23 protein-coding genes and 1 riboswitch are annotated in these 23858 nt (G+C 36.2%); of the genes, 14 read left to right on the top strand and 9 right to left on the bottom strand.

The window, feature by feature from the left end:
• Nucleotides 1–34: 34 nt before the first annotated feature.
• Nucleotides 35–1198, bottom strand: coding sequence for a phosphoglycerate kinase (gene pgk, locus A9G24_RS10540; RefSeq protein ID WP_065638976.1), 1164 nt, complete (start codon nt 1196–1198; stop codon nt 35–37).
• Nucleotides 1199–1422: 224 nt separating this feature from the next.
• Between pgk and rpsT the strand changes: the two genes are divergently transcribed.
• From rpsT to dtd, 4 genes are all read left to right on the top strand, one after another.
• A complete protein-coding gene (gene rpsT, locus A9G24_RS10545) occupies nt 1423–1686 on the top strand; it encodes a 30S ribosomal protein S20 (RefSeq protein ID WP_065638977.1) in 264 nt (87 codons plus the stop codon).
• A 120-nt stretch (nt 1687–1806) separates the two neighbouring features.
• Nucleotides 1807–2421, top strand: a complete 615-nt coding sequence (locus tag A9G24_RS10550; RefSeq protein ID WP_065638978.1) for an SPOR domain-containing protein — start codon at nt 1807–1809, stop codon at nt 2419–2421.
• 10 nt (nt 2422–2431) lie between these two features.
• Entirely contained in the window at nt 2432–3274 is an 843-nt protein-coding gene (locus tag A9G24_RS10555) for a virulence factor BrkB family protein (protein WP_065639021.1), read from the top strand.
• Between the two features lie 7 nt (nt 3275–3281).
• Nucleotides 3282–3716, top strand: coding sequence for a D-aminoacyl-tRNA deacylase (dtd, locus tag A9G24_RS10560; protein WP_065583070.1), 435 nt, complete (start codon nt 3282–3284; stop codon nt 3714–3716).
• A 92-nt stretch (nt 3717–3808) separates the two neighbouring features.
• On the opposite strand, the gene metA is transcribed toward dtd, so the two are convergent.
• The 6 genes from metA to rne form a co-directional block, all read right to left on the bottom strand.
• Nucleotides 3809–4741, bottom strand: a complete 933-nt coding sequence (gene metA / locus A9G24_RS10565) for a homoserine O-acetyltransferase MetA (protein WP_065638979.1) — start codon at nt 4739–4741, stop codon at nt 3809–3811.
• Between the two features lie 211 nt (nt 4742–4952).
• Nucleotides 4953–5765, bottom strand: coding sequence for a peptide ABC transporter ATP-binding protein (locus A9G24_RS10570; RefSeq protein ID WP_065638980.1), 813 nt, complete (start codon nt 5763–5765; stop codon nt 4953–4955).
• Nucleotides 5766–5780: 15 nt separating this feature from the next.
• Nucleotides 5781–6776 (bottom strand): peptide ABC transporter ATP-binding protein, encoded by a 996-nt coding sequence (locus tag A9G24_RS10575; protein WP_065638981.1) that lies wholly within the window; start codon nt 6774–6776, stop codon nt 5781–5783.
• Between the two features lie 2 nt (nt 6777–6778).
• The gene (locus tag A9G24_RS10580; RefSeq protein WP_065638982.1) at nt 6779–7639 is read right to left on the bottom strand and encodes an ABC transporter permease subunit; all 861 of its coding nucleotides are present in this window, start codon (nt 7637–7639) and stop codon (nt 6779–6781) included.
• Entirely contained in the window at nt 7632–8567 is a 936-nt protein-coding gene (locus A9G24_RS10585; RefSeq protein WP_065638983.1) for an ABC transporter permease subunit, read from the bottom strand. Before A9G24_RS10585 ends, A9G24_RS10580 begins: the two co-directional genes overlap by 8 nt.
• Before the next feature lie 71 nt (nt 8568–8638).
• A complete protein-coding gene (gene rne, locus A9G24_RS10590) occupies nt 8639–11320 on the bottom strand; it encodes a ribonuclease E (protein ID WP_081303171.1) in 2682 nt (893 codons plus the stop codon).
• Between the two features lie 739 nt (nt 11321–12059).
• Between rne and syd the strand changes: the two genes are divergently transcribed.
• From syd to A9G24_RS10625, 7 genes are all read left to right on the top strand, one after another.
• Entirely contained in the window at nt 12060–12593 is a 534-nt protein-coding gene (gene syd, locus A9G24_RS10595) for a SecY-interacting protein (RefSeq protein WP_065638985.1), read from the top strand.
• Between the two features lie 129 nt (nt 12594–12722).
• Nucleotides 12723–13898 (top strand): amino acid aminotransferase, encoded by a 1176-nt coding sequence (locus tag A9G24_RS10600; protein WP_065638986.1) that lies wholly within the window; start codon nt 12723–12725, stop codon nt 13896–13898.
• Between the two features lie 1058 nt (nt 13899–14956).
• Nucleotides 14957–16318, top strand: coding sequence for an adenylosuccinate lyase (purB, locus tag A9G24_RS10605; RefSeq protein WP_065639022.1), 1362 nt, complete (start codon nt 14957–14959; stop codon nt 16316–16318).
• On the top strand, nt 16315–16839 hold the full coding sequence (locus A9G24_RS10610) for a GNAT family N-acetyltransferase (RefSeq protein ID WP_141673147.1): 525 nt from the start codon (nt 16315–16317) through the stop codon (nt 16837–16839). Before purB ends, A9G24_RS10610 begins: the two co-directional genes overlap by 4 nt.
• Complete coding sequence (locus A9G24_RS10615; protein ID WP_065638987.1) at nt 16836–17618, top strand: amino acid ABC transporter substrate-binding protein; 783 nt, start codon at nt 16836–16838, stop codon at nt 17616–17618. Before A9G24_RS10610 ends, A9G24_RS10615 begins: the two co-directional genes overlap by 4 nt.
• Entirely contained in the window at nt 17615–18286 is a 672-nt protein-coding gene (locus tag A9G24_RS10620) for an amino acid ABC transporter permease (RefSeq protein WP_065638988.1), read from the top strand. The genes A9G24_RS10615 and A9G24_RS10620 overlap by 4 nt, the downstream gene beginning before the upstream one ends.
• 11 nt (nt 18287–18297) lie before the next feature.
• A complete protein-coding gene (locus A9G24_RS10625; protein ID WP_065638989.1) occupies nt 18298–19050 on the top strand; it encodes an amino acid ABC transporter ATP-binding protein in 753 nt (250 codons plus the stop codon).
• 41 nt (nt 19051–19091) lie between these two features.
• Here the strand turns inward: A9G24_RS10625 and A9G24_RS10630 are convergent, their stop codons facing one another.
• Nucleotides 19092–20450, bottom strand: coding sequence for an MmgE/PrpD family protein (locus A9G24_RS10630; RefSeq protein ID WP_065638990.1), 1359 nt, complete (start codon nt 20448–20450; stop codon nt 19092–19094).
• A gap of 227 nt (nt 20451–20677) precedes the next feature.
• Between A9G24_RS10630 and folK the strand changes: the two genes are divergently transcribed.
• The 3 genes from folK (at nt 20678) to gluQRS (ending at nt 22679) form a co-directional block, all read left to right on the top strand.
• Nucleotides 20678–21163: a 2-amino-4-hydroxy-6-hydroxymethyldihydropteridine diphosphokinase gene (folK, locus tag A9G24_RS10635; protein ID WP_065638991.1), complete on the top strand. Its 486-nt coding sequence runs from the start codon at nt 20678–20680 to the stop codon at nt 21161–21163.
• A gap of 135 nt (nt 21164–21298) precedes the next feature.
• On the top strand, nt 21299–21754 hold the full coding sequence (gene dksA / locus A9G24_RS10640; protein ID WP_065586606.1) for an RNA polymerase-binding protein DksA: 456 nt from the start codon (nt 21299–21301) through the stop codon (nt 21752–21754).
• Nucleotides 21755–21788: 34 nt separating this feature from the next.
• Nucleotides 21789–22679 carry a tRNA glutamyl-Q(34) synthetase GluQRS gene (gene gluQRS, locus A9G24_RS10645; RefSeq protein ID WP_065638992.1) on the top strand — a complete coding sequence of 297 codons (891 nt, stop codon included), beginning with the start codon at nt 21789–21791 and terminating at the stop codon, nt 22677–22679.
• Here gluQRS and moaA read toward each other — a convergent pair.
• On the bottom strand, nt 22659–23633 hold the full coding sequence (gene moaA, locus A9G24_RS10650; protein ID WP_065638993.1) for a GTP 3',8-cyclase MoaA: 975 nt from the start codon (nt 23631–23633) through the stop codon (nt 22659–22661). The two genes, gluQRS and moaA, sit on opposite strands and share 21 nt — an antisense overlap.
• A riboswitch (molybdenum cofactor riboswitch) is annotated at nt 23628–23754 on the bottom strand. It overlaps the preceding gene by 6 nt.
• Nucleotides 23755–23858 lie beyond the last annotated feature (104 nt).

Here is a 23858-nt window from a genome sequence, read left to right on the forward strand (position 1 = left end):
AGTAATTGACTCATCCTTTTACTGAACTTAAATACTACGCTTTCGCTCTCGCTTCCAACATTGCAACAGCAGGTAGCTTTTTACCTTCAACAAACTCAAGGAAAGCACCGCCACCAGTTGAAATATAAGAAATCTTGTTTTCAATACCAAATAGATCAATTGCAGCTAATGTATCACCACCACCCGCGATTGAAAATCCTTCGCTATCAGCAATCGCTTTGGCAACAATCTCTGTTCCACGACGGAAGTTAGCAAATTCAAAAACACCGACAGGGCCATTCCATAAAATGGTTTTTGCATTTTTGATGATATTTGCTAATACCTCTGCTGATTTATCGCCTAAATCAAGAATTTGTTCATTTTCTTTAACATCTTGGACTAATTTTTCAGTAGCTACTGCTGTTTCACTAAATTCAGTTGCAACACGCACATCGGTTGGAACTGGGATTTCACAATTAGCCATTAATTTTTTAGCTTCTGGGATTAAGTCTGCTTCATAAAGAGATTTACCTACATTATAACCTTCTGCGGCAATAAAGGTGTTCGCAATACCACCACCCACAATAATTTGGTCAGCAATTTTTGATAGCGAATCAAGCACAGTTAATTTAGTTGATACTTTTGAACCAGCAACAATCGCAACCATTGGGCGAGCAGGATTGTCAAGGGCTTTACCTAAAGCATCAAGTTCTGCCGCTAGTAATGGGCCAGCACAAGCAACTGGAGCAAATTTACCCGCACCATGAGTAGATGCCTGGGCACGGTGAGCAGTACCAAATGCATCCATCACATAAATATCACAAAGAGCAGCATATTTTTTAGATAAAGTTTCATCATCTTTGCTTTCGCCAACATTAAAACGGACGTTTTCAAGAACAACTAATTCACCTTCTTTAACATCAACACCATCTAGGTAATCTTTTACTAAACGAACAGGGAATGACACATGTTCTTTTAAATAATCAACAACAGGTTGTAAAGAGAAATCTGGGTTATATTCTCCTTCTGTTGGTCGACCGATATGAGAGGTAACCATTACCTTAGCACCTTTTTTGATGGCATCTTCAATAGTAGGTAATGATGCTTTGATACGCGCATCGGAAGTGACCTTACCATTTTTGACCGGTACATTAAGATCTGAGCGAATGAATAAACGTTTTCCTTTTAGATCAAGATCTTGCATTCTAATAATAGACATGATACTTCCTCTTATAAAATAGAATAAAAATAAAACTTTCGATATTCTAACATAAAATTTCTTTTTAGGTTATAGGCTTTATTGGTCGAATAGTAAACATTTATTATAGAGATAAAAATTACCGATCATATTTTTTATGCAACAGCATTGACAAAAGAGAGAAAATCAGGCATATTTTGCCACCTTATTAATATGTAATTTTTATATAAACTTGGGAGTTGACTTTGGCTAATATCAAATCAGCTAAGAAACGTGCGGTTCAATCCGAAAAACGTCGTAAACATAATGCTAGTAACCGTTCAATGATGCGTACTTATATTAAAAAAGTTTACGCCGCTGTTGCAGCTGGTGATAAACAAACAGCTGAAGTAGCATTCAAAGACATGCAAGCAGTTGTTGACCGTCAAGCGGCTCGTGGCTTAATCCACAAAAATAAAGCAGCACGTCATAAAGCGAATTTAATTAAACACATTAAAGCATTAGCTTAATAGTTTTATCTGTTAACTATCATAGTTAAAGAAAATGACAAAAAGTGGTGTAAGCCACTTTTTTTATTTGTATACTAACCGTTTATGCAATGTTAATAAAATAATAGAAGAGAGTCTATTGTGGTTCAGCGTGATTATGTGAGAAAAAAGAGCCAACCTAAAAAAAATAAGTCACGAAACAAGCCTAATTTGATGATATTCTTGGCGATTATTGTCATTATTCTATTTTCCGCGATTCTCTATTTTGTTGTGAATAATGCCCCTAAAAAAAATGTTAAACCACCAAAAGCAAAAACTCAGCCTCCAGTGATAACATTACCCGAACAACCCCAAGAGCGTTGGACATATCTTAAAGAATTAGAAACGCCTAATGCAAACTATGGTTCCACATCAAGTTCAATTGCTAGAGAAAGACAACAAATCTTAGATAGCTTTGTCAATAGCACTCGTACAATTACACCTTCCTCGCAAGAAAATACAGCGACGAAAAATCAGTCATCAAATGCCACATCACAAACTATGACTAAATGGCTACTACAATGTGGCGCATTTAAGGATAAATCCAATGCTGATACACTAAAAGCTAAACTTGCAATGACAGGCTTTAGTGGCAATATATCTTCAGGTCAATTATATCGAGTCACAGTAGGGCCATATAGCAGTAAACAAGAAGCAAATAAGGTATTAAACTCATTAAATAGTAATGGGATTAATGATTGTGTTATTTCTAACTAGAAAAAAGACAATGAAAGCACTTCAGCAAATACAACTTTTTACGAAAATGTTATGGACTCGTATTAACCAAGATCGTCTAACAACCTCTTCTGCAGGACTTGCTTATACGACGATACTTGCACTAGTACCACTCATTACCGTTATTTTTTCTTTATTGTCTGCGTTTCCAATGTTTAATGAAATTAGTCATTCATTAAAACAATTAATTTATAATAATCTTGTCCCTACCGCCAGTGATACTATCCAAAATTATCTAGAGCAATTCATCACCAATACTAAACAAATGACATTTGTTGGCATAATAGGGTTGATTGTGACCTCACTATTGCTTATCAACTCAATTAATACAGCACTTAATCATATCTGGAAAACCAAACGAAAACGGGCTTTCATGTACAATCTAACCATGTATTGGACGATACTAACCTTAGGTCCTATTTTAATTGGATCTAGTGTGGCCATTAGCTCTTACATCTTTTCAATGCAATGGTTATCAACGGCAGCAACGGGTAATATACTACTTAATTGTTTACCTTTTTTTATTTCTGTGGTTGGATTTTGGTTACTCTATAGCATTATTCCTACCGAATCTGTACCTTTTAAAGAATCAATGATTGGTGCTATTATCGCTGCAATATTATTTGAATTAGGTAAACGAGCATTTGCGTTATATGTTACTTCATTCCCTACTTATCAAATCATTTACGGTGTAGTATCATCCATCCCCATTATGTTAGTTTGGATCTACTTTTCTTGGTGTATTGTTTTGTTCGGTGCCGAGTTTGCAGCAACCTTAACTGACTATAATCGACGAAAAAAGCCTGTTGTTGATAATCCCCCTTTACCGGAGTAATTAATTTATGATCGCCTTAATTCAACGAGTAAAACAAGCAAATGTTGCAGTAGATAATAACATTATTGGACAGATTAATCAGGGGTTGCTGATTTTACTCGGTGTTGAACAAGATGATGATGAGCAAAAAGCAATTCGTTTATGTGAAAAAGTATTAGGCTATCGCATTTTCAGTGATAATGACGGAAAAATGAATCTAAATGTGAACCAAGCTAATGGCGAAGTATTAGTTGTGTCTCAATTCACTTTAGCTGCCGATACCAAAAAAGGGATGCGCCCAAGTTTTACTAAAGGCGCTAAACCTGATGAAGCAAAAAGACTTTATCAGTTTTTTGTCAAGCAATGTCAACAAAAAATAACCACTCAAACGGGTGAATTCGCCGCCGACATGCAAGTATCATTGATTAATGACGGTCCTGTAACATTTTGGCTACAAGTTTGATCATACAACCAAATACACATTTAGATACATGTTATAACTTATGAAATATTTAAAGCCTCATAGCTGCCTAGCTTACAAATTATCTTAATTTATTAATCATCAATGGTCAAATTACGGGTGGTCAAATCATATGGTGTTAATTGATAAACATAATAATTAAGCCAATTACTAAATAATAGATAAGCATGGCTACGCCACGTTGCTTTTGGCTCAACATCGGGGTTATTATCAGGAAAATAATTATACGGGATATCTGGATTAATACCTGCCTTCAAGTCACGAAAATATTCATTAGCTAATGTAAATGAATCATATTCAGGATGCCCTGTCACAAAAGCCATACGTTTATCAGGAGTTGCCATTAAGTAAGGTCCTGTAATATCAGACGTTGCTAAAATGGATAAATCTGTGTAATGTCTAATTTTATCAATTGGGAAATCAGCATAACGCGAATGAGGTGCTAAAAAGGTATCATCAAAACCACGCGTTAAAATTGCATTAGGTTGAACAATTTGATGCTGATAAACACCTGATAACTTATGTGCTCGAGTGAATTTAGGTAAATCATATAAGACATTTAATGCAGCTTGAACCGCCCAGCAAACAAACATTGTTGAGGTGACATGATCTTTTGCCCAAGCAATAATTTCGGTTAATTTAGGCCAATATGCAACATCCGAAAAAGCCACTTTTCCTAGTGGAGCACCGGTTATAATTAGTCCATCAAAATTCTGTTCACGAATATCATCAAAATCACAATAAAAACTGTTTAAATGTTCAACGGGTGTATTTTTTGACTCACGTTGATCAATACGCAATAACTGAATATCAACTTGTAAAGATGAATTAGAAAGTAAGCGTAAAAATTGATTTTCAGTCTCTATTTTTTTAGGCATGAGGTTTAGAAAAAGAAGCTTTAGTGGACGAATTTCTTGATTATTAGCTCGTGATGAGGTCATAACAAATACATTTTCATTACGTAACACATCAACAGCGGGTAATGAGTCAGGAATACAAATAGGCATAACAAAAGCTCCTAAAAACGATAAATTAGTTTTAACACAAAATAGACGTCTAGAAATCCATATAGCTAAATATAGTGCCTTTTAGTTTATTTGTCGAGATTTTTTAATTAACAAAATCATTATAATAATCAGATTAAAAACAGCTGCATAATCCAAAGAAAGTGATCATTACCTCACACGCTAAAATGCAAATAATAGCTAAGTTTATGAGCTAAAAAGTGCGCGTATCAGTCCGCCATGTATCAGCAGTCAACGCCTCACCAAAGTAGCTATTTATCAATTTTTGGGTAATATCACTTAATGGTGAAGCCAATACTTCAGCAGTATTGCCAGACTCAACAAGATCACCATTGTGCATAACTAAAATATCGTCACTAATATGTTTCATCATACCAATATCTTGTGTTACATAGACATAAGAAATATTTTGTTGAGCTTGTAACGATAGCATTAAATTAACAATTTGCGAGCGCATCGAAATATCTAACGCGGCCAAAGCCTCATCAAGAATAATGACCTTAGGCTTTAAAATTAGAGCTCTTGCTAATGCTACACGTTGCTTTTGACCTGCTGCCATCACAGAAGGATAATAAGAGGCATGTTCGGGCAATAATCCAACTTGCTTTAATACACTACTAATTAGCTTTTCACGCTCATGAGCATCATAATTGGTATTATATTTAAGTGGAATTTCTAACAATTGTCCAATACGCAGCCTTGGATCAAATGAACTTTCAACATGCTGAAAAATCATTCGAATCAGTTGACAACGATGACTATAATCGCCGTATTCAACTTTATTACCAGCAATCCAGATATCACCACTATCGGGTTTTATCATACCAACTAACATTTTAGCCAAGGTCGATTTTCCGGATCCATTCTGCCCAATAATCGCCAAAGTCTTACCTTCATTTAATGAAAATGATACTGGATTAACCGCATTAATTTGTAAGTGACCAAAAAGCCCTTTAGCTATTTTAAACTGCTTTGATAAGTTACGTACTTTTAATATTGGATTCATTTTTATTCCTATTGTTTATGGTAACTCATCAATATTTAACGGAAAATGGCAAGCAACAGAACGATCTTTTATCGGTAGTAATTCGGGTGCTTGAATACATTTTTTTTGTGCATAAGGACATCGTGGTCCTAATCGACAGCCTATGGGTAAATGCTCCAATGATGGAATCACACCGGGTAAGGTATTTAACGGACTTTTATGTGGCATTGCTTTACCAAAATCAGGGATTGCATAAATCAGCGCCTGAGTATAAGGATGATAAGGTGATTTAATTAAATCTTCGCTATTAGCAACTTCAACGGTTTGTCCACAATATAGGACATTGATACGGTCAGTCCATCTGGTTACCATTTGCAAATCATGGCTGATAAGCAAGATAGTAGTCCCCATATTTTGATTCATACTAGCGAGCAACCTAAAAATTTGTGCTTCGGTAGTGGCTTCCATTGCATTGGTTGGTTCATCAGCAATAAGTAGCTTTGGCTGATTAGCCAACGCAATGGCTATCATGACTTTCTGACATTCGCCTTCGGTTAATTCAAACGGATAGGACTTTAATATCTCTTTGTGATTCTTAATTCCTACCCGATGCAATAACTCAATCGCTCGATGCTTACGCCAAAATAATCGCTGCCACCAATGCCCTTTAAATGTTCTTCTTGGAATTGCAGTGATTAACTGTTGCCCAACTTTCATAGAGGGATCTAAACAAGATTGTGGTTCTTGAAATATCATCGAGATATTGGCACTAATCACTTTTCGGCGTTGTCTAGGAGAGAGTTTAAGTAAATCAATATCATTAAAATAAATACGATCGGCTGAAATCTTCCAGTTATGATTAGTTACCCCTAAGATAGCTTTAGCGATAAGGCTTTTTCCTGAGCCTGATTCACCAACCAAGCCTCGAATTTCACCTTCTGACAACTTCAAATTAACCCGATCAATTGCGCGCAAAAGACCCTCTGGCGTAATAAACTCAATGGTTAAATTTCGAATATCTAATAATGCCATCATTAAGTTCCTGCTCGCCGGCCATATAATCCAAAGTTGAATAAATACACCAAAATAATTGTAGCTGAAACCGCAATTCCTGGAGATAAAAAGGCCAAATAATTAATAGCAATGATATCTTTCATTTGAAACATCATCATTCCCAAATCAGGTCTGGAAACATCATTAGCAAAGCCTAAAAAAGTTATTGTGGTAACTGACAAAATAACCGATCCAAACAATGAAACAATTTCGGTCAGATAAAGAGGTAAAATGTTAGGTAGAATATAATGATTTAAAATTGAAAACGAAGATAGTCCATCAAGTCTATAGGCCGTAATATACGTTTTATTCCATTCGTTGATAACACGTTGATGGATATTGTAAATAAAGCGTGGGGAATAAGATAATCCAATCACCAATAACATATTAGTAATATTATCTTTTAATAATAAGCTAATCACAATCACACCAAGTAACGGCGGTACCACCATACAGAATTTAAAAACGAACAATACAAAAGGGCGTATAAATGATATAAAAAACATCAAATAATTAATTATCCCGCCAATGGCAACCACATAAAATACTGCTTTTAACGTCATTGTCATAGTTGAACGATAACCAATTAACAAATAATTAAAAATATCTTGCCCTTTCGCGTTGGTACCGAGTATATGATTGATATCACCACTAGACCACCAAGCAGGTGGCAATAAAGCAGGGTAACTAGGGTTTAAATGAGCATGAAAAAACCATTGAGTTGATAATGCTACAAATGTAATCGCCAATATGCCATAAAAGCCAACAATTAAGTAAAGATTGCTGTGCAACCGACTAAAGCTTAACTTTAGACCTTTTATTAACCTAGCTAGCCTAGACATAATGTTCCTTATGACGCAAAGGATAAATAACAACTGCCGAAATTTCACCTAATAGCGCCAATAAACTGATAACAGTGCCACAAGCTAGAATAGCAATAGAAATAATAAAATAATTATGATGGTGATAAGCAATCATCACCCATTGCCCTAGTCCTACTCGATTAAATAAAATTTCAATAACCATAGTTGAAAACAACAGTGTTGTCGTATTATACGTCAATTGTGGAATGGTCGCAGGAATAGCATTAGGTAATAAGTGCCGACATAAAATTTTAAATGGTGATCTTTCCCGAATAATTGCCATTTTGATAAAATTCTGCCTAGCTGTACTTTTTACATTTTGACTGACTAATTGAATAGTCATAATGCTTGGTTGAATGGCTAAAATCATGATCGGCAAAAGCAAATAGTGAAGCTGCTCAAATAATACCTGCCATTGAAATGTCTGTGATGAAACAAAAATATCCAATAACGAAGTACCCGCAACTGCTGGTGACATATCGAAATTCATCGATACCGACCAAGTTGGTGATAACCAATACATGACGATAATTACAAACATAACAATAGGACAAGAATATAATAATAAAGATCCTAAGCGAATCGTACTATTTAACCAAGTAAAATTACTAAGACCAAGAAAAATACCCAAAGGTAATCCAATCAGTAAAGCAACAAATAACGCAAGAATACAAAGTTCAAATGTAGCCAATAATGTATGAAAAAACGGGATCGTTTCACCAGTTAATAATCTGAATTGGCCTTGTAGTAACTGCTTAAAAAAAACACTGTAGGCATCAATAAAACTGAGGTTGTTAAAGTTAAACGTTGAATGAGGGGTAAAATAGACTAAACAAAAGCTAATCTGAGCCAACACGCAGATAATAAACAAAAACGCGACTATTTTTTTGAAAATATAGATAATCATTGTTTATCTTTATAGATATTATAAGTAAATAAAACACGGCGACATAATCACATCACCGTGTTTTAATCTATTTATTGGTTATCCGGAATCACCGGTTTACTTGCTGCGGCATAAGCATGATCTTGAGCACTTAGGCCACCGGCATTACCTTTACCTTCAAAACGATAATTTAACTCTTCGCGTGATTTTATGCCAATAGCAGAAGTCACATATTCTGGCGCGGGAGCTTTAGTCATTGCTGAAGAAGAATAACCTATTGATTGTGAATTAGTAATGACCAAATCAATATTATGACTATTTTGCTGACTATCTTTAAAATCTTCTTTAGCATCAATAAATGACGAACTTTTTGATGCATCATCCACAGTAACAGCGTCATTTAGGTTCGCTTCATTTTTAACAATGACAGGAAGTAAAAGTGAAGGGATGACAGGTACCACAATATTTGGTTCGTCATTCGTTATTTGACTGTAATCAACAGCAACTCGACCTAAAGCTAATTCTAATGACGCTGCAGCAAATGGTAACGGCATTGGCGACTGTTTTAGGTCGACATTACGAACACGGCGTTTATTATTACGTTGACCATTCATTCGTAAATGTCTTGACGTACGCCGCTGACGCTTCGGTTGATATTCCGAAATAATAGTGTCTTTAGAGTGTTCAGAGACAATAATTGGTAATAACAAAGAAGGAATAATGACTCTTTCTTGTTCAACTTGCATCGTAGTATCAGCATTTTTGATACGAACACTTTTAGTTAAAGCGCGTTGTTGGCGTCTTGTTTTCGCTTCACGTTGTTTCGGTTGTACCACTTCACTCGCAACTCTATCTGCCTTAATATTATTTTCTGAGTTTGACAAATGAGTATTTGCATTATTATTTTGTCTAGCTCGACGATGATTATTTCGACTCGACTCTTTGATCTCCTCTGTAGAGCCTACAGTATTGCCTGCTACATTATTGTTTCTGTTATTGCGTTGACGTCGATTGTTGGAACGTTGATTATCTCGTCTTTTTACCATTTTGGGTTTAACCTCTGGTTGAGGTTCTGGTTTTTCTGTCACAAACAGTTTACGTAGCTTACCAAAGAATCCGCTAAACAAACTGCCTGATTTTTTCGTTTTTGGCTCGACTTTTTCTTTTGGCGCTACACATGCTTCAACTTTAGGGCCTGATAATACGGCTTGTTCAACAATAACTTCCACAGCTTGCTGTTCATCTTCCTCTTCTTCAAATTCACGAATCAGTTTTGGAAGATTATAACTCAGTACATCCGTTTCTTCGCCTCTACGCTTACGAATCACTTTATAAAGTGGTGTTTCCATCTCTTCATCACCAGCAATCACAATTTTGACATCAGGATGCATGCTTTCAATATTAGTGATAGCGCGACGTTTTTCGTTGAGTAAATAGCTTGCTATTGGTACTGGAACGATGACATCGATTTGTACAGTATTATCTTTCATCGCTTCTTCTTGAATTAATCGAAGAATCGATAAAGACAATGAGTTATTATCACGAACCGTACCCGTTCCTTGACAACGCGGGCAAATATGATGAGTTGCTTCGCGTAATGACGGGCTTAAACGTTGACGAGACATTTCAAGCAAACCAAAACGAGAAATACGAGTCGTTTGGATACGCGCACGATCAGTCTTCATCGCTTCTTTAAGGCGATTTTCTACTTCACGCTGATTGCGAATTGGTGTCATATCAATAAAATCGATAACAATCAACCCCCCTAAGTCGCGTAAGCGCAGTTGACGCGCGATTTCTTCGGCTGCTTCAAGGTTAGTATTAAATGCGGTTTCTTCAATATCGCTACCACGAATTGATTTAGCTGAGTTAATATCAATAGCGGTGAGCGCTTCTGTCGCATCAATCACAATTGAACCACCAGAGGGTAAGCGAACTTCACGCTGGAATGCCGACTCAATTTGACCTTCAATTTGGAAATGATTAAATAATGGAACATCCCCTTCATAAAGTTTTAAGCGACTAACGTACTCAACACGCCCTAAGTCAGCTAATCGTTTTTTAGCCATTTCAAGGACTTTAGGATTATCAATTAAAATATCGCCGACATCATCACGCAAATAATCACGAAATGCTCGCGTAATAATATCGCTTTCTTTATGAATTAAACTTGGCGCAGGATGCTTTTTTGCCTCATTTTGAATGGCAGTCCAATAGTTAACTAATGCGTCTAAATCTTGTTGCAACTCTTCTTGGCTTTTACCCACCCCTGCGGTTCGAGCTATCACGCCCATACCTTTAGGTTTTTCGATAGCATCAATAATACGTTTAAGATCGGCTCTTTCCTCACCTTCTATACGGCGCGAAACACCGCCAGCACGAGGATCATTAGGCATCAAAACTAAATAACTACCAGCTAAGCTGATATAGGTCGTTAAAGCTGCACCTTTTTTGCCGCGAATCTCTTTTTCAATTTGGATAAGAACTTCTTGACCTTCCTGTAGATGTTTAATACTACGGCGACCTGAAATATTAGATGGGAAATAGCTTTCAGCAATCTCTTTTAAAGGTAAAAATCCATCACGTTCACCACCATAAGAAACAAACGCTGCTTCTAAGCTTGGATTGATTTTAGTAATTTTACCTTTATAAATATTGGCTTTCTTTTGTTCATGACCAAGGCTTTCGATATCTAAATCATATAAGCGCTGACCATCAACAAGCGCAACGCGCAGCTCTTCTTGCTGGGTTGCGTTGATTAACATTCTTTTCATTATTCTACACTCTTGATTAATCTTAATTAACTGTAGGTAGAATCTTATTATTGATAAGTGATTATTTTAACAATGATGAATAATGGTACTTAACTAAATATTTGTATACAGCATTCATTATTTTATTTATGTTATTTTTGTTATTATTTTATGTGAATCCGATACCGCTTACACCACATCAATATAATACATTAAGCAAAATATTAAATTAAAAAGCACTAAATACTTTACAAAAAAACTAATTGTATAATTTATTGACGCTATGAACATGGTTAATTTGCAACCCACAGTATTTTACCGATTTTGGCAAACAAACTAAATCTTTATGTAATTGTTTAAAATAAACATATTATCTAATTATAATGATTCTACTTACGCTATTTTATTTTGACAAACTGTAATGTCTAACGCCATTGCTGCATTACAAGGATAAAATTATCCCTCTCTATTATTAACGTTTCAGCCAAGGATAGCAAGCAAATTAAACTGGCTATTTTACAAACAGTTAAGCGGTCATTTTTCTCATTTTCAACTGTTGCGACCACATAATAAACAACTTAATTGATTTGCTTAAATTTTTATACTAAAACGTCTATTTACCTAAAACAGCTTTACAAGCTTTCTTACAAATTATCCAATTCACAAAAATAAAACGTTGATGCGATTATGCATAGCAAAATTTAATCAGTATAATGACGATTAAATAACATGATAATTTGAATATGAGATATATTTGTTTATGAGCTCTACAGACAAAATCGCTTTACTTAATTTTACTACTCGTTGGATTAACCAATTCAACTTCGCACCATCAAGCGAAGAATTACATGCTATCCCCTCGCCTTGCATTTTAAAAACTCAGCAACTTACGGTATATTGGCAACCATTTTTATTGGAGCCACCAAGAGATCTCACAATTGCTGAACAAGTCATTGGCATCACATTACACGCCTGCGCTCATTTTTTTTATGGCACACAATATGCTGGCAATATGACAGCTCAATTTGCCAATACCCATTTAACCTTAATTCAAGCATGGAATGATGATGATTTTGCAACGTTAGAACAAAATATAATTGCTCATTTATCTCAACAAAAAAAATTAAAACGCATACCAACCATTTTTATCGCATCGACGAATGAAAGTACCGAAATAATTGCCATCAATAACTTAACAGGCGAAATTGTAAAAGAGGATTTGATTACGGGTGAATTAACCATCCTAGCGCACGATTTAACCACTTTTTTAAATAAGCTAATTGTTACATGTTAAACAATAGCCGTTTAGCAATAATACAATACTTGTATACACCTTTTGCAAAAGTAACGATTATCAAAATTGTATCTTACAAAATAATGTGTATATAATGCGTTGAACGTCATTAGATCAGATAGGTGAATTATGTTTGAATATTTAACAGCAGCTCCAGCCGATCCCATTTTAGGGTTAGCCGATCTTTATAATAAGGATGAACGCACCAATAAAATTAATTTAAGTGTTGGTATTTACAAAGATGAAACCACCAAAACACCTATTTTAGAAAGTGTGAAAAAAGCAGAACATTTTTTATTAAATGACGAAACAACCAAAAGTTACTTAGCTATTGATGGCGTCAACGCTTTCAATCTTGCAACACAAATTCTGCTTTTTGGTCGAGAAAATGAACGAGCAAGAACCGCACAAGCACCTGGCGGGACAGGGGCTTTACGCATCATGGCGGATTTTTTAGCTCGCCGGACCAAAGTAAAACGTGTTTGGGTAAGTAATCCAACTTGGCCAAATCACCGTAGTGTATTTCAAACTGCTGGCCTTGAAGTCCGTGAATACCATTATTATAGTGCACAAACCCACTCTCTTGATTTTGATGCCATGATCAGTAGCTTAAACCAAGTTGTCGCTGGCGAAGCGGTATTGTTCCATGGCTGCTGTCATAACCCATCAGGTATCGATCCAACCCCAGAACAATGGCAAGCAATTTCGGATTTAGCCTTAAAAAATGGCTGGTTACCACTATTTGATTTAGCTTATCAAGGCTTTGGGACAGGTGTCGAAGAAGACGTTTACGGATTAAGATTATTTGCGCAAAACCACCCTGAATTACTGATTGCGAGCTCATATTCAAAAAATTTTGGCCTCTATAACGAACGCGTAGGCGCATTCACGTTAATTGCTGCAAATGCTGAAATTGCCGATCGCGCCTTTAGTCAAGTCAAAACAATTATTCGAGCTAATTACTCTAATCCACCTGCCCATGGTGCTAAAATTGTCTCTTATATTTTAAATAATGAAGAATTAAAAGAAGAGTGGATCGATGAATTAACTGGTATGCGGCAACGCATTCACCGCATGCGACAACTATTTGTAAAAACATTACAAGATAAAGGAGCTAATCAAGATTTTAGCTTCATCGCCAAACAAAACGGTATGTTCTCGTTCAGTGGTTTGAACGAAGAACAGGTGCTCAAATTACGCCATGATTATGGTATCTATATTGTTAATTCAGGGCGTATCAATGTGGCAGGTATGACATTAGATAACATGTCCAGACTTTGCGAATCGATTGTTGAAGTGCTATAAAAATTTTGATAATCCAATATTAAAACATGGTTAAAGCTATTGTTTAAGTCACAAGAGAAACCCTCAAATAACCTGAGTGTTTCTCTTTGCTCTTATAAATTTGAGATAATTTTGATCATTAAAACACATTCAAAAAAAACATTGATTCTATTTAATTTTTTACTATTAATATTTTTTCAAATCGCTTGTTTATATAAATGATAAACTATAAGAATTACTCTCATTTTTTACCGTAATTTGAAAAAACTGTAATACATAGAAATAACGCCATATCCCAGATAAACAGTATGGCGCCTACATCATAAACAAAAATCACCGTTACCGATTTGACTAACCGCTTTAAGGTCAGTCTAGTCGTCCAACCATTTATCGCACCGAAAAACCTGATTAAACATTAAATAACATGACGATCATTAAATATAAAACACGAAAATAGTTAGCATTATTTTCTAGGTGAGTTGTGTGCTTACTATGCGGTATTTATAAAATTGTTCACATTTTAGGTTATATTTTTTGTAAAAAATATTCAGGATTCTATACCGTTTCGTGATGAATTGAAAATTTTCAGCATCTCATTTATAAAAACGGGTGATCGTTATCGCCTCAATTAACAATTTACCAAAGTTGCCAGCCCTAAAATAAATGGGTAAGTCGCGAGCGTGATACGTACCTTAATGGCGATGTAGCATAATTGGCAAATAATTAGCGATTCAAAAAACAAAAAATAAAAGTTTTTATTTTGGTTATTTTTTCTTAGCTTATCCTAATTTTTTACTTTTATTTTTAACTATTATTAAAACGATAGTTAACAATATGAAGCGAACAAAACAAAATCAATTGTTTTATAGTGTTTTACAAAAAGATAAATTTGTTTAGCGCACCCCATCCTCACGACTCAAAAAGTATCCTGATTATGACTCAAATCACCAAAATTGCCCATTTCCATTAATCTTTTATTCCAATTAGTTATATCCATAGACAAACAGATTATTAGACGATCCCTCAATAATTACGAATAATTATTTAACAGGATAATAACCATGATTGAGGATAGTTTGGTGGCGTCACATATTTTAGATTTTTTAATTTTAGGCAATAACTTTGGTACAAGCGAAATGAGATCGATCTGGTCAGAGCAAAATCGCTTGCAAAAACAAGTAGAGGTCGAAGTCGCTTTAGCTAAAGCAGAAGGCGAGCTAGGCGTTATTCCAACCGAAGCAGCCAATGCAATCATAGCCAAAGCCGATGCATCTAAACTATCAATTGAACACATTGCCGAAGAAGCGGCAAAAGCCAAACACTCGTTAATGTCGACCATTAACGCACTACAAAAACAAGTCGGTGATGCCGGTCAATATATTCATTACGGAGCAACCACACAAGATATTGTCGATACCGCAACTGTTTTACAATTAAAACAATCATTTGCAGTCATTGAACGCGATAGTAAACAAGTGGCACTCGAACTAAAACGTTTAGCCAAACAGTATCAATATTTACCCATGGTTGGGCGTACACATGGCATGCAAGCACTTCCCACAACCTTTGGTTTTAAACTTGCGGTATGGTTAGATGAATTTATTCGGCACTTACAACGTTTAAGCGAAATCAAACAACGGGTATTAGTTGGGAATATTAGTGGCGCAATTTGTACTTATGCATCAATGGGCAAGCTAGGACCACAAGTAGAATCGCGAGCGTTAATGTTACTCGGACTAAATACCCCTAATATTGGTTGGCAAGCAGCTCGTGATCGTTTTTCTGAATATGCATCAGTCATCGCACTAATCAGTGGCACATTAGGCAAAATAGGTAATGAATTTTATAACTTGATGCGTACTGAGATTAACGAAGTCGAAGAACCTTTCTCGGCAGGAAAAATTGGCTCAACCACCATGCCACATAAACGCAACCCAGCAGCATTAGAAGGTTTAGCCAGTTTGACGGCTCCACTTTTAAAAAGCGTCGCGTTAATTCACGAATCAATGAAAGTTGAACATGAACGCGATGCCATGAGTTGGCGTGCCGAATGGATCGCACTACCCGAAATTAACCTTTACATTTCAGCGCAATTGCAAACAGCCCTTGCCGTGCTTAAAGGTCTTAAAGTCAATGCTGATCGGATGTTGGCCAATTTATCACTGCAAAATGGCTTGCTGTTATCAGAAAAAGTGATGTTCGAAATCGGTAAGCGATTAGGCAAACAAACCGCTCATCAGCTAGTTTACCAAAGCGCCATGAAAGCGTTTGAACAAAATCGACCATTTAAAGAGATATTATTAGAAGATCCAAGCTTGAACCAAATATTGACCGAATCGGAACTTGATACTTGGTTAGATCCAATTAACTATCTTGGCTCTGCTCCTGAAAAAGTAGCACAAGTCATTCAATATGCTCAACAGTGTGGAGTATTAGCATGAGCTTTCGCTTAATGACTGATAAAGATATTCCAGCTTATCAGGCACTACTGCATAGTGCTTATCAAGCCACAACTGAATTAGGCATTCATTTTGCCGCAGCGACAGTCATGCAACCGCAGATTGCTGAGCATATTGCATCGAATGCCGTGTATCTATTTGAAAAAGATGATGAGCTACTATCAACCTTAAGCATTCGCTTTCCGTGGGGCAATAACCCAGGACCTTATGGGTTACCCCATTTAGGTTGGTTTGCAACCGATCCACGTTATAAAGGTCAAGGCTATGGTAATGCATTATGGGATTTTGTTGAACAGCAAATTTTAATTAACCAACTAAAGTTACCCGCTGTCACGTTAGGCACTGCCGCAAATCATCCATGGCTTGCCCAAACGTATATGAATAAAGGTTATAAAAAAATAGGGCAAGCGGATTTAACACCCGATCATACCACGCTCTATTTTGAAAAAATCTTAAATCATAAAAGCTATACCGAATGGAAAAAAAGGAGTAATAAACAATGAAAAAAATAACCTCGTTACTATCCGCACTTTTATTAACTAGCCTAACCTTAATGGGTTGCGATAATCAATCCAACCATCAAGCCATAGAGCAAAATATTATTAAAGTGGGTTCTACAGGACAGAGCTACCCAAACGGTTATAAACAAGATGGCAATTTAGTCGGATTTGATGTTGAGGTTACCGAAGCGATTGCCAAAGAATTAGGCTATAAAGTCGAATGGGTCATTGCGGAATTTGGTGGATTGATGGGACAATTTGATACCGGGCGATTAGATACCATTGCCAATGCGGTTGCAATTACACCTGCTCGTCAAGACAAATATGATTTTTCGAACACCTATAGCTTTTATGGTAGCCAAATTGTGACTCACAAAGATAACAATGATATCAATCAATTAACTGATTTTAAAGGCAAAACTATTGCGGGTGTGCTAGGCTCAAATCATATAAACAATCTAAAAAAAGCCTTTCCTAACAATGAAATTGCCATCAAGACCTATGAAACGCGAGATGGCGCAATGTATGACACGGAGTATCAACGAGTTGATGGTTATGTCAATTCAAAACCGATATTACTGGCTGAAATTAAGCGTAAAAATCTACCGTTCAAATTAGTCGGTGAACCCATTACTATTGAGCAAGTCGCATTTCCATTTAGTAAAGATGAAAAAGGTCAAGCACTGCGTAAAAAATTCAATCAAGCCATCGAAAAGTTACGCACTAATGGCATATTGAAAAATCTGGCAATTAAATATTTTGGCGAAGATATTACCTTATGAATTTTAATGTAAACTATTTTTTAAGTGTGTTTCCGCAGATATTGCCTTATCTGCCGGTTACCCTTTTTATTACCATCGTATCGATTATGTTTGCCATTATATTAGGGCTAGCGATTGCATTATTGCGTAGCAATAAAATAATCATTATCGATACTCTTTTTGCACTATTTATATCTCTGTTTCGAGGAATACCATCCGTTGTTTTACTGTTTATTATTTATTACGGATTACCGCAGATTTTTCCTGTTTTAAAACAAATGGGGGCAACAACGGCAGCCATTATCTGCTTTAGTTTAAAATATTCATCCTATTTAGCCGAAATTTTCCGAGCAAGTCTAGAGTCCGTTGATCACGGGCAGAAAGAAGCGGGGCTAACAGTGGGGTTAAGTAAAATACAAGTTTATCGCGGTATTATACTGCCTCAAGCCATGGTTAATGCCTTACCCAACACCGGTAATATGTTCATCTCATTACTTAAAGATTCGTCTGTCGCCTTTTTTGTTGGCGTGCAAGAACTATTAGCAGCCGGAAAAATGTTAACCGCTAACTCATTCCTTTACTTTGAAACCTATTTAGCTGTAGGCATTGTTTACTGGTTGACTGTAGTTATCTATTCTTGGATACAAAAACAGCTAGAACAGAAACTCACTGTACCCTATCATCGTTAAGGAGAAGTGTTATGATTACGGTATCACATTTATCTAAACGCTTTGCTAATAATGAAGTCTTAAAAGAGATCAACCTAAACATCAAACAAGGTGAGGTGGTTGCAATTATTGGACCTTCGGGATCAGGTAAATCGACCTTATTACGTTGCTTAAATTTATTAGAAAAACCGAACAACGGTACCATTCAAATTGGCACAGCAATACTAGATGCTAAACATTATAGTAATAAAGAAGAAACCCATTTACGCAAGCAATCTGCAATGGTCTTTCAACACTACAACTTATTTAAAAATAAAACCGCATTAGAAAATATCACCTATCCATTAATTGTTGGACAAAAGAAAGATAAAAAAGAGGCCGAACAACTTGGCCTAGCATTATTAGAACGCGTTGGTATGTTATCCTACTCCACACAATATCCCATCACCTTATCTGGTGGTCAGCAACAGCGTGTTGCTATCGCAAGAGCACTTGCGGTCAGACCCAAAGTATTATTATTTGATGAACCAACATCCGCACTCGATCCCGAACGTGTACACGAAGTACTACAAGTCATGCTACAGCTAGCCAAAGAACATATCACAATGATTATCGTGACCCACGAAATGGAGTTTGCTAAGTATGTTGCAGACCGAGTTATCTTTATGGCAGATGGCGTAATTGTTGAAGAAGGGCCTGCAAAATCAATAATTGATAATCCACAAAATGAAATAACACAACGTTTTTTACGCCAATTGACTGATGAAATTGATTTTGAAATTTAACGATTAAAAACTGACTTAACCATAAAATTAATTTTTAATTGTTAAAGCGTCAAAAGATGTGACAATAAAAATGTATGCAAATCTAAACCGATCGCAAGCGCACGAATATCTTTCAATAAATTATCCGCTGTCTTTTGGTCTCCTACGGCTTTGACCAGCTTCAATGATAATTCGCGCTGACTGTATGGATTTTTTGGCGAACCTTTTGGAATATCAATTCGTTGGATCAACTTTTCGCCGGTGCGATTAAGAATTTCAACAACAACATAACGTTTATTATACGCCTGTGGATGGGGCATAAGTTGTATTTGATAGCTACGTTTCATCTTCTGCATCAATTGTTTTATGCCATTTGAAATTGGTTTTACAGAAAACTGTTCAAAACTAAGTGGCAATCCTAAAAGGGTTAATGCTAAAACATACTCAGCCGAAAAACACCCTTGTTCAGCAAACAAAGGCGTTTGATAAATTAACGCGGCATCACTTTGTGGTGGAGAAAAAAAGATAGTAATACGCTCAATCTTATCAACACTAAAGTTAGCATTTCGATAAAGCAATTGCCCCGCATCAGCAATATAAGCTGCAGCCGAACAATAAGAATAATTTTTAAACCATAATCCGGGATCAACAATCTTCCAAGTTTTGCCCCAACGACTTAAATCAAAATGCGTATTACCTTGCCCATAAATAGCCAAAAAACCTAATTTATCATCTAAAAAATCCTGATCGGCATGTATACCCGCTCTTAACCATTCAACCGATTGTATGGCATGCTCGGCTGCGAGCCCAGCATGCAGAAACTTAATCGGCGTACCCATTAACAAACGCATTCCCGATGCTTGAGTCGCAGCTAACGTTAATGCTTGTGATAAAAAAGGTTCATCATAGAGATAACAAATAGCCGCAGTCGCAGCAATCCCGCCTAAAGTCATGGTTGTATGCCAACCTTTTTCATAATGCTGTGGATTGACGCTTTGCCCCAATAAAGCCATCACTTCAATACCAATCACATAAGCCGTTAAAAAACGCCGACCATCAATCTTTTGCTCAGTCTTATCGAATCGAACACTTGCAATGAGTGCGGATAAAATAACGGCAGATGGGTGACCTCGAACATCTGAATGTACATCATCATAATCTAAACAATGCGCTTGAAAACCATTAAATAGCGCTGCTTGCCTTGCACTAGCTAACTTTTTTTGACCAATTAGCCAAGCTCTCGCATTTCCACCTTCATCCGCTATCCATGCTAGCAATTTATAAACATCATCTTCATGGCAAGCTTGTAAAGCGCAAGCAAAATAATCCGTTACCCCATTGATAGCACAATTAATAACTTGTGGGTCACTGATTATTGGCGTATTTTGGATTAAAAAACTTAACTGTTGACCTAAATTCATGCAAAACTCTCAAACTAAGCAAATACGATAAGCGATTAGGAAAATTAGTTTACTTCGAGATAACTAAAATAACCTATCATTAGCTATAAGTTAAAGACTATGTAGTTATATTCTAATAACCCAAAATCATAATGCGTTAGTCATTAATATAATCATTTGGTGCGATTATTTTATATGTTAAAATGGTTTCAACAAAAACAATCAAATCAAAAATTTAACATCTCATTATGTCAACTTGTTATATCGCCTTAGGCAGTAACCTTGAAGATCCATTGGCGCAAGCCAATCGTGCAATTGCAGCATTAAAGCAGCTACCTAACACGACTGTTTTGGATATTTCCCCTTTTTATCGCAGTAAGCCACTTGGTCCACAAGATCAAAATGATTATCTTAATGCCGTCATTAAATTGACGACAAACCTATCGCCAATAGTCCTGCTGGATGAACTGCAAACCATTGAAAAAGCGCAAGGTCGGGTACGCAAAGACAATCGTTGGGGAGCAAGAACCTTAGATCTCGATATTTTATTGTATGATGATTTAGTCATACAGAGTGAAAGGCTAACAATCCCTCATTATCATATGAAAAATAGGGAGTTTGTACTCTACCCTTTATTTGATATTGCCCCTAATCTTATTTTACCCGACAACGATAAGTTAAAAGATTTAGTTGCCAAATGTCCCAAAAATGATTTGAAAATGTGGAATATTTAATTATTTTTATCAATAACAATCGGTTACATTATTTTTTTATCTAAAGTAAAAAAAAATGATAAAAAAATTTTGCCAATGGCTGAATTATTGCTATAGTTTAGCGCTTTCAAATAATCTGTACTTAAGGGGATTGCTGTGAAAAAGGAACAAAAAGTAAATACATCTTCTCTTAGCCTGCTTTCAATTGCTGGGCTTGAGCCATATAAAGAGGCACAAGGTGAGGAGTACATGAACCCTAAGCAATTGAAACATTTTAAACTTATTTTAGAAGCTTGGCTTGCTCAACTACAAGGTGAAATGGGTAAAACAGTTACTCACATGCAAGATGAAGCAGCGAATTTTCCAGATCCAGCTGACCGGGCAACGCAAGAAGAAGAGTTCAGCCTTGAATTACGCGCTCGAGATAGAGAAAGAAGACTGATTAAAAAAATTGAAAAAACGTTAAAGAAAATCGAATCAGACGATTTTGGCTATTGTGAATCTTGTGGTGTTGAAATTGGTATCCGTCGCTTAGAAGCAAGACCAACAGCAGATTTATGTATCGATTGTAAAACGCTTGCGGAACTGCGCGAAAAACAGATGGGCATGTAACGCCAGTTTCATCTATCATTCTCAAATTAGACCTATGCATTACATCGGTCGTTTTGCCCCTTCACCATCAGGACCATTACATTTTGGTTCGTTGGTTACAGCGCTTGGGAGTTATCTCCAAGCTAAATCTTGCCTCGGTAAATGGCTGGTTCGTATTGAAGATATCGACCCACCACGAGAAGTCAAAGGGGCATCATCACTAATATTAAAAACCCTTGAAGCGCTAAATCTATATTGGGATGATGCGGTTTTATACCAATCATCGTGCAACGAACGTTACCAAGCTATTTTACAAACGCTCATTGATAATCAACAGGCCTATTATTGTGATTGTACTAGACGGCGAATTCAAAGTCTGGCAAATGGTATTTATGATGGTTTTTGTCGTGAACGGCATTTATCTATTAAGAATAAACAGCAGTTTGCGATCCGTTTAAAACAAAATCACCCTATTTTTCAATTTACAGATCAAATTCGTGGTCTACAAACCGTTGAAAAAGCTAGCGCCCAAGAAGATTTTATTATTCATCGTAAAGCTGGCTTATTTGCCTATAATTTAGTGGTGGTATTAGATGATCATCAGCAAGGCATTACTGAAATTGTGCGAGGTGCGGATTTATTACCAGTCACTGCTAAACAAATCTCACTGTATCAACTGTTCGGCTTTCCTGTGCCAAGCTACTGCCATTTACCGCTAGTACTCGATAACAACGGCAATAAACTATCAAAACAAAACCATGCAAACCCGATTGATTTAAACAATCTTAAAGCATTAACCGTTCAAGCTCTGCAATTTTTAGGGCAATGTGTACCAAAAGATTGGCAAGATGCCACACAACAACAACTTTTAGATTGGGCAATACAGCATTGGCAACTGATGAATATACCAAAACAAAATACCCAATTATCCACCAATATAGGATAAATTAGGCGTAATACCGACATTATGAGCATGTAGCAGATGTTTTTCTGGTTTGATCATTAGCGAAGAAAAGATTCTTGCAATTAATTGTTGCTTTTGCGCTGGACTTTGGAGCAAATCACGCAAATCAACCGCAGCCTCACCAAATAAACAATAATGTAATTGTCCAATGGATGATACGCGCAATCGATTACAACTTTTACAAAAATCTTTTGAATACGGCATAATCAGTCCAATTTTACCTTGATAGTCGCTATGAACATAAACTTTAGCTGGACCTGATAGCGGATTTCTAGATTGCAATTGCCAACCCTGTGCAATTAGCTTTGTTTCAATCAAACTACCGGACTGGTGATAACGATTAAACACATCAAAGCTTTCGCCTGTTTCCATAAGTTCAATAAAACGTAATTCGACTGGTCGACATTTAATCCATGACAAATAATCATCTAAATTATCATTTATGTTTTTCATCAAGACGGTATTAATTTTGACTTTTTTTATACCCACTTCTAATGATCTGTCCACACATTGTATTAGTTCTTTAAGCTTATCTTGACCGGTAATTAATTTAAATAAATGCGGAGACAGACTATCAATACTAATATTGATCGCATTCAAACCTGCGTCATGCCAATGATGAATATTTTTTAATAAACGAGAACCATTGGTTGTCATAGCCAGTTCGTTCACACTTGGATAAGCAGAGATGATCGACAAAATATCCATAAAATCGCGACGCAAAGTAGGTTCGCCACCTGTTAACCGAATTTTGCGTACACCAAGCTCCGTAAATGTTGCAACAACATGATTAATCTCACTGAGCGACAAAAATTTATGAGCCTTATTAGGTCGATAACCATTGGGTAAACAGTACTGACACTGAAAATTACACAATTCGGTAATCGACAAACGCAGATATTGAAATCGACGCTGATAATTATCAACTAATTGCATATATATTAAACACCTTATCCAAATCGGGAAGCATAGCCATTTCTGTGCTATACCGCGGCTAATCCACCCTATGAAACAAACATTTCACTTAGGCAAAAGAGCTTCAGAGTTTGATTCAGTCTAGCATAGGCTGTATTTTTTGACTATGAGCAAATTGATTTTTATAAAGTATCTATTTATTGAATACTTAAACCGGTAACGCTTTCCTAAAATAACAACGTCAAA

The organism is Gilliamella sp. App6-5, from assembly GCF_001690525.1.
GTDB lineage: Bacteria > Pseudomonadota > Gammaproteobacteria > Enterobacterales > Orbaceae > Gilliamella > Gilliamella apicola_H.

What these genes read in the sequence shown, in the direction of transcription:
- A9G24_RS10575 (WP_065638981.1), bottom strand. Translation starts at nt 6,776, where the DNA reads ATGGCATTATTAGATATTCGAAATTTAACCATTGAGTTTATTACGCCA.
- rne (WP_081303171.1), bottom strand. Translation starts at nt 11,320, where the DNA reads ATGAAAAGAATGTTAATCAACGCAACCCAGCAAGAAGAGCTGCGCGTT.
- dtd (WP_065583070.1), top strand. Translation starts at nt 3,282, where the DNA reads ATGATCGCCTTAATTCAACGAGTAAAACAAGCAAATGTTGCAGTAGAT.
- pgk (WP_065638976.1), bottom strand. Translation starts at nt 1,198, where the DNA reads ATGTCTATTATTAGAATGCAAGATCTTGATCTAAAAGGAAAACGTTTA.
- gluQRS (WP_065638992.1), top strand. Translation starts at nt 21,789, where the DNA reads ATGCATTACATCGGTCGTTTTGCCCCTTCACCATCAGGACCATTACAT.
- A9G24_RS10625 (WP_065638989.1), top strand. Translation starts at nt 18,298, where the DNA reads ATGATTACGGTATCACATTTATCTAAACGCTTTGCTAATAATGAAGTC.
- metA (WP_065638979.1), bottom strand. Translation starts at nt 4,741, where the DNA reads ATGCCTATTTGTATTCCTGACTCATTACCCGCTGTTGATGTGTTACGT.
- moaA (WP_065638993.1), bottom strand. Translation starts at nt 23,633, where the DNA reads ATGCAATTAGTTGATAATTATCAGCGTCGATTTCAATATCTGCGTTTG.
- A9G24_RS10585 (WP_065638983.1), bottom strand. Translation starts at nt 8,567, where the DNA reads ATGATTATCTATATTTTCAAAAAAATAGTCGCGTTTTTGTTTATTATC.
- A9G24_RS10620 (WP_065638988.1), top strand. Translation starts at nt 17,615, where the DNA reads ATGAATTTTAATGTAAACTATTTTTTAAGTGTGTTTCCGCAGATATTG.
- syd (WP_065638985.1), top strand. Translation starts at nt 12,060, where the DNA reads ATGAGCTCTACAGACAAAATCGCTTTACTTAATTTTACTACTCGTTGG.
- A9G24_RS10600 (WP_065638986.1), top strand. Translation starts at nt 12,723, where the DNA reads ATGTTTGAATATTTAACAGCAGCTCCAGCCGATCCCATTTTAGGGTTA.
- A9G24_RS10570 (WP_065638980.1), bottom strand. Translation starts at nt 5,765, where the DNA reads ATGAATCCAATATTAAAAGTACGTAACTTATCAAAGCAGTTTAAAATA.
- A9G24_RS10555 (WP_065639021.1), top strand. Translation starts at nt 2,432, where the DNA reads ATGAAAGCACTTCAGCAAATACAACTTTTTACGAAAATGTTATGGACT.
- A9G24_RS10610 (WP_141673147.1), top strand. Translation starts at nt 16,315, where the DNA reads ATGAGCTTTCGCTTAATGACTGATAAAGATATTCCAGCTTATCAGGCA.
- folK (WP_065638991.1), top strand. Translation starts at nt 20,678, where the DNA reads ATGTCAACTTGTTATATCGCCTTAGGCAGTAACCTTGAAGATCCATTG.
- A9G24_RS10580 (WP_065638982.1), bottom strand. Translation starts at nt 7,639, where the DNA reads ATGTCTAGGCTAGCTAGGTTAATAAAAGGTCTAAAGTTAAGCTTTAGT.
- A9G24_RS10615 (WP_065638987.1), top strand. Translation starts at nt 16,836, where the DNA reads ATGAAAAAAATAACCTCGTTACTATCCGCACTTTTATTAACTAGCCTA.
- A9G24_RS10630 (WP_065638990.1), bottom strand. Translation starts at nt 20,450, where the DNA reads ATGAATTTAGGTCAACAGTTAAGTTTTTTAATCCAAAATACGCCAATA.